This window comes from Longimicrobiaceae bacterium (assembly GCA_035696245.1).
Taxonomy (GTDB): domain Bacteria; phylum Gemmatimonadota; class Gemmatimonadetes; order Longimicrobiales; family Longimicrobiaceae; genus DASRQW01.
This window is the reverse complement of the sequence record DASRQW010000297.1, coordinates 1-10,560: the sequence shown is the minus strand read 5'-3', so window position 1 is coordinate 10,560 and position 10,560 is coordinate 1. Positions and strand designations below refer to the sequence as shown.

9 protein-coding genes, 1 rRNA gene and 1 pseudogene are annotated in these 10,560 nt (G+C 69.3%); all 11 read left to right on the top strand.

The features are described 5' to 3' along the window. A 5S ribosomal RNA gene (gene rrf, locus VFE05_13930) occupies window positions 1–85 on the top strand; the annotation flags it as partial. 338 nt (window positions 86–423) lie between these two features. Next, window positions 424–1,353, top strand: coding sequence for a GTPase Era (era, locus tag VFE05_13925; protein ID HET6231167.1), 930 nt, complete (start codon window positions 424–426; stop codon window positions 1,351–1,353). 5 nt (window positions 1,354–1,358) lie between these two features. Then, complete coding sequence (locus VFE05_13920; protein HET6231166.1) at window positions 1,359–1,520, top strand: Trm112 family protein; 162 nt, start codon at window positions 1,359–1,361, stop codon at window positions 1,518–1,520. 233 nt (window positions 1,521–1,753) lie between these two features. Beyond that, the gene (locus VFE05_13915; GenBank protein ID HET6231165.1) at window positions 1,754–2,743 is read left to right on the top strand and encodes a diguanylate cyclase; all 990 of its coding nucleotides are present in this window, start codon (window positions 1,754–1,756) and stop codon (window positions 2,741–2,743) included. An 82-nt stretch (window positions 2,744–2,825) separates the two neighbouring features. Beyond that, window positions 2,826–3,572 carry a zinc-ribbon domain-containing protein gene (locus VFE05_13910; protein ID HET6231164.1) on the top strand — a complete coding sequence of 249 codons (747 nt, stop codon included), beginning with the start codon at window positions 2,826–2,828 and terminating at the stop codon, window positions 3,570–3,572. A 214-nt stretch (window positions 3,573–3,786) separates the two neighbouring features. Beyond that, a pseudogene (gene prfB / locus VFE05_13905) lies at window positions 3,787–4,815 on the top strand (peptide chain release factor 2). Next, on the top strand, window positions 4,815–6,353 hold the full coding sequence (gene lysS / locus VFE05_13900) for a lysine--tRNA ligase (protein HET6231163.1): 1,539 nt from the start codon (window positions 4,815–4,817) through the stop codon (window positions 6,351–6,353). The pseudogene prfB and the gene lysS overlap by 1 nt, the downstream one beginning before the upstream one ends. 172 nt (window positions 6,354–6,525) lie before the next feature. Then, a complete protein-coding gene (locus VFE05_13895) occupies window positions 6,526–7,773 on the top strand; it encodes an FtsX-like permease family protein (GenBank protein HET6231162.1) in 1,248 nt (415 codons plus the stop codon). After that, window positions 7,766–8,668, top strand: a complete 903-nt coding sequence (locus VFE05_13890; GenBank protein ID HET6231161.1) for an ABC transporter ATP-binding protein — start codon at window positions 7,766–7,768, stop codon at window positions 8,666–8,668. Before VFE05_13895 ends, VFE05_13890 begins: the two co-directional genes overlap by 8 nt. Before the next feature lie 120 nt (window positions 8,669–8,788). After that, the gene (locus tag VFE05_13885; protein ID HET6231160.1) at window positions 8,789–9,289 is read left to right on the top strand and encodes a UvrB/UvrC motif-containing protein; all 501 of its coding nucleotides are present in this window, start codon (window positions 8,789–8,791) and stop codon (window positions 9,287–9,289) included. 2 nt (window positions 9,290–9,291) lie between these two features. Then, complete coding sequence (locus VFE05_13880) at window positions 9,292–10,404, top strand: protein arginine kinase (GenBank protein HET6231159.1); 1,113 nt, start codon at window positions 9,292–9,294, stop codon at window positions 10,402–10,404. Window positions 10,405–10,560 lie beyond the last annotated feature (156 nt).

Sequence of the window (10,560 nt, the reverse complement as noted above, 5' to 3'; positions counted from 1 at the left end):
TCCCATCCCGAACTCGGAAGTTAAGCCCCGCTGCGCGGATGGTACTGCCGGGGCCACCCGGTGGGAGAGTACGGCGCCGCCGGCCTACCCTACACAACCTGCCCGTTCCGATCTCCTCGATCGGGACGGGCTTGTTGCGTTGGGCAGATACCTCGTCGGAGTGCGGCGAGCCGCGTGAGGTCTCGCATCGATGGAGATGGAAGCGTGATCGGCGTCGGACATTCCGAAGAGCGCCGCACGTCCGCTAATCCCCGCGCCAGGTTCATCGCCCGCCACACATCGGCCGAGGTGCGGAGGACAGCCGTGGGTCGCCGGCTGTTCATCTGCCGAAGGGTGGTGTTCATCTACAGACATGGCCGTCATACCTGCCGCAATTGGACGGAGAGGTTGCGGCGGGTTGAATTTCGGGGGTAGATTCGCGGCATGGAATCAAGCGAAGAGGTGATGGAGCAGGGTGGGGACGAGACGCGCGCGGGGTACGTGGCCCTGATCGGGCTGCCGAACGCGGGCAAGTCGTCGCTCATGAACTGCATGGTGGAGCAGAAGCTCAGCATCGTGACGCCGTTCGCGCAGACCACGCGCGAGCGCGTGCTGGGAATCGACACGCGCGACGGCGTGCAGATGGTTTTCCTGGACACGCCCGGCCTGGTGGACCCGCGATACCTGCTGCACAAGGCGATGATGCATGCGGCGGTGGAGGTGATCGGCGAGGCCGACGTGCTGCTGCTGCTCGTGGACGCGGCGGGCGACGTGCCCGTGCTGACCGACGAGGTGATGGAGCTGGTGCGCCGGCACTCCAACCTGGTCGTCGTATCGAACAAGTCCGACTTGGCGACGGCCGAGAAGCGGCGCCGCGTGAAGGCGTGGACGACGGAGACGTTCGGGCGCGAGGCGATGGAGGTGTCGGCGAAGACCGGCGCCGGGGTCGACGCGCTGCGGGACGAGGTGGTTCGGCGGCTGCCCGTGTCGCCGTTCCTGTACCCGGAGGACGACGTCTCCTCGCAGTCGGTGCGGTTCTTCGTGTCGGAGCTGGTGCGCGAGACTGTGTTCGAGCTTTACGAGAAGGAAATCCCGTACAGCATTGCGGCGCGTGTAGATGAGTACCGCGAGAGTGATTCTCCGATATACATCCGCTGCACCATCTTCGTGGAGCGGCCCACGCAGAAGGCGATCCTCATCGGCTCGGGTGGGGCGGCGATCAAGCGTCTCGGCTCGGCGGCGCGGCAGAAGATCGAGGCGTTCGTGGACGCGCCCGTGTACCTGGACCTGTGGGTCAAGGTGCTGCCGCGCTGGCGCAAGGACCCGCTGTCGCTTCAGCGCCTCGGCTTCAACCTTCCCAAAGCGGAGCAGTGACGGTCATGGAACAATGGTTGCTCGACCTCCTGGTGTGCCCCAAGTGCAAAGGCGACCTGGTGCACGAGGAGGAGCCGGAAGCGCTGGTGTGCGAGAACTGCCGGCTCCGCTACGAAGTGCGCGACGGCGTGCCGATCCTGCTGATCGACGAGGCCTCGCCTCTCTGACGTGGCGCGCCAGCCGCCGCCTTTCCGCGGGCGGCAGGCGTCGCACCCGCCGCCGCTACTCCTTGCCTGTGCGCGCAACTTTTGCCCCCGGCGCGCGGGCTCTTATCCTCTCCACCGGACGCGTCCCGCCTCGCCGCCGGGTGCCTCCGCAGAAGAGCCGGACTACGTTTGACACTCTCCGCACCCGCGGATAGTATTCCGGACCGACCCCCCAGCCCCGGCGAAGCGACTCCATGCCCCAACGCGTCCTGCTGCACTTCTCCCCCCACGGCCGCCCGGTTCCCGCGGCCGTCCAGGAGTTCGCGCGAGCTTCGGACTTTCCCGTGCTGGAGCTGCAGGACGCGAGCGACGTGCGCGTGCGCGCGGGCCGCGTGTACCCGGCCGCGCTCGTCGTCGACGCGACGGACCCGGCGGAGGGCGCGATCGCGCTGTGCACCACCATGAAGCGCGAGGCGTTCACGTCGGTGATCCCCATCGTCATGTACATGGCGGAGCAGGGGCATGAGGGCGCGGCTGCGGCGCTGGAGGCGGGGGCGGACGAGGTGCTGGTGGACGGACTTTCGCCGCGGGAGTTCGCGCTGCGGCTGAAGATGGCGGTGGCGCGGGCGGAGCGCGATGTGAGCGTGCACCCCACCACGCTGCTGCCGGGCACGGTGCAGATCGAGCGCGACATCGGCGAGCGGCTGCGGAAGGGCGAGAGGTTCGCGGTGTGCTATGCGGACCTGGACCACTTCAAGGAGTTCAACGACCGCTACGGCTACAACAACGGCGACCGCGTCATCCTGATCCTCTCGCGCATATTGCGCGAGATCGTGCTGGCGCACTCGCCGCACGCGTTCGTGGGCCACATCGGCGGGGACGACTTCATCTTCAACGCGCCGCTGGACGACTTCCGGGTGTGCTGCGAGGAGGTGATCTCGGTGTTCAACGAGCTGATTCCGTACCAGTACCAGCCGGAGGACCGCGAGCAGGGGTTCTTCATGGGCAAGGACCGCCGCGGGGAGATGTACAAGGTGCCGCTGATGACGCTGTCGATCGGGGTGGTGACGAACGAGCACCGCACGTTCACGCACACGGCGCAGATCAGCGAGCTGGCGACGGAGATGAAGGCGTACGCCAAGACCTTCTCCGGCTCGATCTACGTGGTGGACCGGCGCTCCGACCGCCCCTCGGCCGAGGACGCCGCGGCTGGCGCCCCGGAGACGGCGGCGGCCGGCGCATAGCTGGGCAGGACCTCCCCAGACACTCCGCCCTGCGCCTGCACGGCCGGGGCTTCCAGACGACACGCTTGCGGGGTTCGAACCGATGAACGCTCAATGCTCGCACTGCAACACCGTCTTCCGCGTGGACCCGCAGAAGATCCCAGCGGGCGGGGTGCGTGCGCGCTGCTCCATCTGCCGCGGCGTGTTCGAGATCGGCGTCCCGGCTGGCGCCACCGCCCCGGTGGCGGCCGGCGCCGCATCGGCCGCCCAGGCAGCGTCGACCGCATCGACGGCGACGGCGGGGGCGTCTCCCGTCTCCGCCGAGACGCCCGCAGTCGCGAGCCCGGCGGCCGAGATCGTGCCGGCGACTCCCGCGGTGGCATCTCCCGTGTCCGCCCCGTCGTCTCCGTCCGCACCAGTGCCGGCCCCGAGCGCATCTCCCGTCGTGCCCGCCGTCGCGCAGGCCGCGACGCCCACTCAGCCCCGGCCCGCGCCTCCGGCCCAGCCGGTCGCGGCTCCATCTCCTGCGCCGAGCGCGCCCGCGGCGGCTCCCGTGAGCGCTCCGGCCGCGGCGCCCGTCAAGCGGCCGCCGCCGTCGTTCGGGTCCACGGATCCCGCACAGAAGGCGCGGCGGCTGGCGCGGGCGCTGGTGAGCGACATCGTGACGTACCACCCGGAGCGGCGCGACACGGCGCTGGCGGCGGGCACGCTCAAGCGCGAGTTCATGGACGAGATCAAGAAGAGCTGGGAGGAGTACGTGGAGCAGGTGGGCGCCGACCTGGCCCGCTCCACGCCGCACTTCCGCGAGGCGCTGAACGAGATCCTGGCGAAGGGGCACGCCATCTTCTGACCGCCCGCCGCACCCCGACCGCGGAATTGCCTGGGCTTGCGAAGCGGGGTATATTCGTTGTAGAACAGGTCACTGGGGCCGTCCCTTCCGGACGGCCCTTGTCGTTGCTACCGGCACAGAGAGCGGACGGAACAGATGAGTGACGAGATGCGCCCCACACTGGCCGCCTACCGCGCAAGGCTCGACGAGCTGAGGGGGTTTCTTTGACTTCGACGGCAAGCACGAGCAGCTGAGGCAGCTGGAGGCCCGCATGGCCGACCCGTCGTTCTGGAACGACGCGGAGGCCGCGCGCGCCGTGATCGCCGACGCGAACCAGCTCAAGCTGTGGACGGACCCCTGGGCCCAGCTTTCGGGTAAGGTGGACGACCTGGGCGAGATGCTGGACCTGCTGGAGATGGAGGACGACGCCGGCATGGCGGCCGAGGTGGAGAAGGAGGTCGAGGAGGTCGGCACCAAGCTGGAGGACCTGGAGCTGCGCACCATGCTCCAGGGGCCAGACGACCACCGCGACGCCATCCTCACCATCCACCCCGGCGCCGGCGGCACGGAGAGCCAGGACTGGGCCGAGATGCTGCTGCGCATGTACGTGCGCTGGGGCGAGCGCCACGGCTTCGACGTGGAGCTGATGGACCGGCAGGAGGGCGAGGAGGCGGGCATCAAGAGCGCCACGCTGGAGGTGCGCGGGCAGTACGCCTACGGCTACCTCAAGGCGGAGCGCGGGGTGCACCGCCTGGTGCGCATCTCCCCGTTCGACAGCGCGGCGCGGCGGCACACGTCGTTCGCCTCGGTGTTCCTCTACCCGAGCGTGGACGACACCATTGAGATCGAGCTGCGCGACGAGGACATCGAGATGGACGTGTACCGCGCTTCCGGCGCCGGCGGGCAGCACGTCAACAAGACCTCGTCCGCCGTCCGTCTCCGGCACCTTCCGTCCGGGCTCGTAGTCGCCTGCCAGCAGGAGCGCTCGCAGCACAAGAACCGCGCGACGGCCATGAAGATGCTGAAAGCGGCCCTGTACCAGAAGGCGCTGGAGGAGCAGGAGGCCGAGAAGGCGAAGTTCGAGAGCACCAAGACCGACAACGCGTTTGGGAGCCAGATCCGCTCGTACGTCTTCCAGCCGTACACGATGGTCAACGACCACCGCACGGAGCTGAAGATCCCCGACGTGCAGAAGGTGATGGACGGCGGCCTGGACCCGTTCATCCACGCATATCTCCGGGAGTTCGGGAAGGAACACCACTGATGGACGAGAGCCAGGCGACTGCCGGGGAGAGAGACCGCGTTAGCCGGGACCGGCTGGAGAAGGTTGCGGCGTTACGCGAGCGCGGCGTGGAGCCGTTCGCGTACTCGTTCGACCCCATGCACGACGCGGGGTCGGCCTTGGCCGCGTTCGTGGACGGCGGGGAAGGCGAGGGCGGGGCGGAGATCGTGGTGCGCCTCGCAGGCCGCGTCGTGTCCAAGCGCGACATGGGCAAGAGCACCTTCGTCCACCTCGCGGACCGGACCGGCCGCATCCAGCTCTACTTCCGCGTCAACCAGCTGGGGGCGGATACATACGGGCTGCTAGACCTGGTGGACCTCGGCGACTGGATCGGCGTCGCGGGCCCGCTCTTCCGCACGCGCACGGGCGAGGTGTCGGTGCGGGTGGACGAGTTCGCGCTGCTCGCCAAGTCCATCCGCCCCCTGCCCATGGGCAAGGAAGAGGTGGACGCGGAGACGGGCGAGCGCCGGGTCTACTCAGGCTTCACCGACGTGGAGGCGCGGTACCGCCAGCGCTACGCCGATCTCGCGGTGAATCCCGAGGTACGCGAGGTGTTCGTGACGCGCGCGCGGATCGTGACGGCGCTGCGGCGCTTCCTGGACGAGCGCGGCTTCATCGAGGTCGAGACGCCCGTGCTCCAGCCGCTGTACGGCGGCGCGGCGGCGCGGCCGTTCGTGACGCACCACAACGCGTTGGACATGCAGCTCTACCTGCGCATCGCGGACGAGCTGTACCTGAAGCGGCTGATCGTGGGCGGGATGGAGCGGGTGTACGAGATCTCCAAGGACTTCCGCAACGAGGGGATCGACCGCTTCCACAATCCCGAGTTCACCATGCTCGAGTTCTACGCCGCGTACCTGGACTACGAGGGCGTGATGCGGATCACGGAGGAGATGCTGTCCGCCGTGGCCATGTCGGTCTTCGGGTCCACGCGGGTGGAGCGGGACGGGACGGAGATCGACTTCGCGCCGCCGTACGCCCGGTACACGATGTACGAGGCGCTGCGCGAGATCGGCGGGGTCGACGTCGAGACGCTGTCGGACGCGGAGATGGGCGAGCGGGTGCGTGCCCTCGGCGTCTCGGCGGACGAGGTGAAGACGATGGGGCGGGGGAAGCTGATCGACGAGCTGTTCGGCGAGCTGGTGGAGCCGAAGCTGGTGCAGCCCACCTTCATCACCGACTACCCCCGCGAGATGTCGCCGCTGGCGAAGCCGAAGCGCGGCAACGACGAGCTGACGGAGCGCTTCGAGCTGATCGTCGCCGGCAAGGAGCTGTGCAACGCGTACAGCGAGCTGAACGACCCCATCGACCAGCGGTCGCGTTTCGAAGCCCAGGTACGGCTGAAAGCCGCGGGTGACGAGGAGGCGCAGGGCATGGACGAGGACTTCATCCGCGCGATGGAGTACGGGATGCCGCCCACCGGCGGCTTCGGCATGGGCGTGGACCGGCTGACGATGATCCTCACCGGCCAGCCGTCGATCCGCGACGTGATCCTCTTCCCGACTTTGAGGCCGGAATGACCGTCGCCCGCGGGTTCGGCTGGCCGGCAGATGGCGAGCGTCCGATGGACGTCCGCTCGTCCGCGCATCCGGATCGGCCGAGCGGATGTGCGCGCGTCGACGGATTCGGGAGATGCGGATCGCCCGTTGCGCTCGCGTCTGCTTCCATCCGTCCCTCGACGGGAGGCGGGCGATGAACATCGAGTGGTTCATCAGCCGCCGGTATCTCGCCTCGCGGCGGGGGACGCGGTTCCTGTCGCTCATCACGCTGATCGCCATCGGTGGCGTGTCGGTGGGCGTGATGGCGCTGATCGTGGTCATCTCCGTGATGACGGGCCTCCAGAGGGACCTGCGCGACAAGATCCTGGGCACCAACCCGCACATCTGGGTGATGACGTACGGGGAAGGGATGCGCATGGACGACTGGCAGGGCGCGATGAAAAAGGTGCGCCAGGTGCCGGGCGTGCTGGCTGCGGCGCCCTTCGTCCACACCGAGGTGGGCGTCTCCAACCGCTCGGGCTACGCCGAGGGCGGCATCCTGCGCGGGGTCGATGCCACCTCGCCCGGCCCGCCGGTCACGGACATCGTCAAGAAGATCCGCCTGGACTCGCTGCACCTCGGCCCCACGACGTCCGGCCTCCCTCCCATCCTCATCGGCTACGCGCTGGCGACGCGGCTCAACGTGCTGCCGGGCGACACGGTGACCATCACCGCGTTCCAGGGCAACGCGCTGAAGATCAACCCCGCGGGCGGCGTGATGCCCACGATGCGGCGCTTCGAGGTGATGGGGCGCTTCACCACGGGGATGTACGAGTACGACAACAAGTTCATGTACACGACCATCCCCGCGGCCCAGCAGCTCATCGGCCTGGGCGGCGCGGTCAGCGGGCTGGAGGTGCGCACGCCGGACCCGCTGCAGGCCGACGCGGTGAGCGACGCCATCGTCGCCAAGCTGGGAGTTCCGTACCGCACGGACGACTGGAAGCGGATGAACGCCTCGCTCTTCTCCGCGCTCAAGCTGGAGAAGCTGGCCATGAGCGTGATCCTGCTGCTCATCGTGATCGTCGCCGCGTTCAACATCGTCTCGACGCTCGTCATGGTGGTGGCGGACAAGACGCGCGAGATCGGGGTGCTCAAGTCGATGGGCCTCAGCTCGCGCAAGGTGCTGCGCATCTTCATGATCCAGGGCCTGGTGATCGGCGCGGTCGGCTCGCTCATCGGCGGGATCGGCGGGGGGATCATCACGTGGGCGCTAGACTATTTCGAGCTGATCAAGATTCCCGGTGACATCTACTTCGTGAGCCATCTCCCCGTGGCGTTCGACCTGTTCGACGTGGGGATGATCCTGCTCAGCACGCTGGTGATCTCGTTTCTGGCGACCATCTACCCGGCCATGCAGGCGGCGCGGCTCACCCCCATCGACGCGATCCGCCATGAGTAGCGTGCTGGCGACCCCCGTGGGCGCACCCGGCGCGGCGGTGCCTACGGCGGTGCAGGCGCGGGGCCTGCGCAAGGAGTACGTGGGCGGAGACGGCTCCGCGATCTGCGTGCTGGACGGCGTGGATCTTGATATTCTCGCGGGCGAGACGGTCGCGGTGGTGGGCCAGAGCGGCTCCGGGAAGTCCACGCTGCTGCACGTGCTGGGCGGCCTGGACCGGCCCAGCGAGGGCGAGGTCGAGGTAGGCGGCCGGCGCTTGAGCCGCATGGGTGACGAGGAGCTGGCGAAGCTGCGCGGCGCCACCATCGGCTTCGTCTTCCAGTTCCACCACCTGCTGCGGGAGTTCAGCGCGGTGGAGAACGTAATGATGCCCCAGCTGATCCAGGGCGTCGCGCGCGGCGCGGCGCTGGACCGCGCGAGGGAGCTGCTCGCGTCCGTGGGCCTGGAGGGGCGCCTGCACCACAAGCCCTCGCAACTCTCCGGCGGCGAGCAGCAGCGGGTGGCCGTCGCGCGAGCCCTGGCGAACCGGCCGGTGGTGCTGCTCGCGGACGAGCCGTCGGGCAACCTGGACCCGCAGACGAGCGAGCGGCTGCACGACATGCTGTTCGACGTCAGCGCGATCCAGGGCGCGGCCATGGTGCTGGTGACGCACGACATGGGGCTCGCCGGCCGCGCCGGGCGTGTGCTGCGGCTGCACGGCGGCCACCTGGTCCCCGCCGTCGCCCCTGCCGCGGAGATGGCCGCCGCAGCGGAGGAAGCGTCCGTCGCCGACCTCGCCGCATTGCCGCTGTCCGCGGACGGAGCTTCGGTCCCGGCGCGATCCGCTGCGTCGGTCCTGTCGTCTGCGGACCTAGCTGGGACGGGAGATGCGGGGCGGGGGAGCGGCGACCCGGAATAGCGCCCGCGGTGTAACACTGCACGGAGCGCCGCGGCACGAGCCGCCGCGGCCCGGCAGATGCGGATGCGCGGTCTCTCCGGCGCGGCGCGCGAGGCACAATCCCGCGAGGGGCTTCAACGAATGCGGTGCGACAACTGTGGCAAGCACGAGGCGGCGATCCACCTCACGCAGATCGAGAACGACCAGATGACCACGCGCCACCTGTGCGAGGGCTGCGCGGCCGCCAAGGGCCTGGAGACGGGCGTGGGCGGCGCGGGCAGCGGGCCCCTGGCCGACTTTCTGGCGCAGATGGGCAAGACGGGTGCGACGGGAACGGCGGCCCCCGCGGGCGCGTGCCCCGGCTGCGGGCTGACGCTGGCGGACTTCAAGCGCACCGGCCGCCTGGGCTGCTCGCGCTGCTGGAGCACGTTCGACGGCAGCCTGCGCGGCCTGCTGCGGAAGCTGCACGGGGGTACGCAGCACGTGGGCAAGGTCTACCTGCCGCCGGACCCGACGGAGATGGACCGCACCGCGCGCGCCGTCTCGCTCCGCCGCAGCCTCCAGCGGGCGGTGGACGAGGAGGACTTCGAGCGCGCGGCGGCGCTGCGCGACCAGATCCGCCGCCTGGAAGCGGTGGAGTAGCCGTGGAGACGCAGAAGCTGCCCCGCGACCCCGAAGCCGGCCTGGGCTGGCTGCACGCCGACGGCCCCAACGCCGACATCGTGCTTTCCACGCGCATCCGCCTGGCGCGCAACCTCCACGGCCACCGCTTCGGCGTTCGCGCAGACGCGGCGGACCGCGAGGCCGTGCTGCGCCTCACGCGCGAGGCCGCCGCCGCCACGGAGTCGCTGCGCGCGGGTCCGGCGCTGCTCATCCCCCGTCTCGGCGCCACCGACCGGCAGCTGCTCGTGGAGCGCCACCTGGTGAGCCGCGAGCTGGTGGGCGGCAGCGGGGGAGGCCCGGCGACCGACGCGGCGCTCCTCATGGGCGACGACGGGCCGGTGAGCATCATGGTCAACGAGGAAGACCACCTTCGGCTCCAGAGCATCCTGGGCGGCTTCCGGCTGCGCGACGCGTGGCGGGTGATCGACCGGCTGGACGACGAGCTGGGGAGCAAACTTCCGTACGCGTTCCATCCCGAGTTCGGCTATCTGACCTCGTGCCCCACGAACGTGGGCACGGGGCTGCGCGCGTCGGTGCTCATGCACCTGCCGGGGCTGGTGCTCACGCAGGAGATCAACAAGGTCCTGCAGGGGATCGCGCAGGTGGGCCTCACCTTCCGCGGGCTGTACGGCGAGGGGAGCGAGGTCGTGGGCAACTTCTTCCAGATCTCCAACCAGACCACGCTGGGCAAGAGCGAGGAAGACCTGATCGACCACCTGCAGCGGATCGTGCAGCAGGTGGTCCAGTACGAGACGTCGGCGCGGGGCGTGCTGCTGCGCGACGCGCCGGTGGTGATCGAGGACAAGGTGTGGAGGGCGTACGGCCTGCTGAGGCACGCCAGGAGCGCTTCTTTCGAGGAGGTGATGAACCTTCTGAGCGGCGTCAGGCTTGGCGTGGGGCTGAAACTAATACCCGGGCTCAGTGTATACTCGCTGAACCGGATCATGATCTTCAGCCAGGCCGCACACCTCGAGCAGGCAGCCGAATCGGCGCTCCCGGACGGAGATGCGGACGTCCGCCGCGCTGCCTACGTTCGTCGTGCCCTCGCCGAGGGCGCGGCCCGGCCGCCGGAGCACGGCGACCTCACGGACTGAGCGACTTTCGCAGTATCATCCTAGAGAGAGATCGCCTGCTTCGCCAAGAAAGGGTGCCATGAACTACAATTTTACCGACCGGGTCCGTAAGGTCCTCGCCATGGCGCGCGAGGAGGCGATCCGCCTCCAGCACGACTACGTGGGCACGGAGCACAT

What these genes read in the sequence shown, in the direction of transcription:
- VFE05_13895 (HET6231162.1), top strand. Translation starts at nt 6,526, where the DNA reads ATGAACATCGAGTGGTTCATCAGCCGCCGGTATCTCGCCTCGCGGCGG.
- VFE05_13915 (HET6231165.1), top strand. Translation starts at nt 1,754, where the DNA reads ATGCCCCAACGCGTCCTGCTGCACTTCTCCCCCCACGGCCGCCCGGTT.
- VFE05_13890 (HET6231161.1), top strand. Translation starts at nt 7,766, where the DNA reads ATGAGTAGCGTGCTGGCGACCCCCGTGGGCGCACCCGGCGCGGCGGTG.
- VFE05_13885 (HET6231160.1), top strand. Translation starts at nt 8,789, where the DNA reads ATGCGGTGCGACAACTGTGGCAAGCACGAGGCGGCGATCCACCTCACG.
- era (HET6231167.1), top strand. Translation starts at nt 424, where the DNA reads ATGGAATCAAGCGAAGAGGTGATGGAGCAGGGTGGGGACGAGACGCGC.
- VFE05_13920 (HET6231166.1), top strand. Translation starts at nt 1,359, where the DNA reads ATGGAACAATGGTTGCTCGACCTCCTGGTGTGCCCCAAGTGCAAAGGC.
- lysS (HET6231163.1), top strand. Translation starts at nt 4,815, where the DNA reads ATGGACGAGAGCCAGGCGACTGCCGGGGAGAGAGACCGCGTTAGCCGG.
- VFE05_13910 (HET6231164.1), top strand. Translation starts at nt 2,826, where the DNA reads ATGAACGCTCAATGCTCGCACTGCAACACCGTCTTCCGCGTGGACCCG.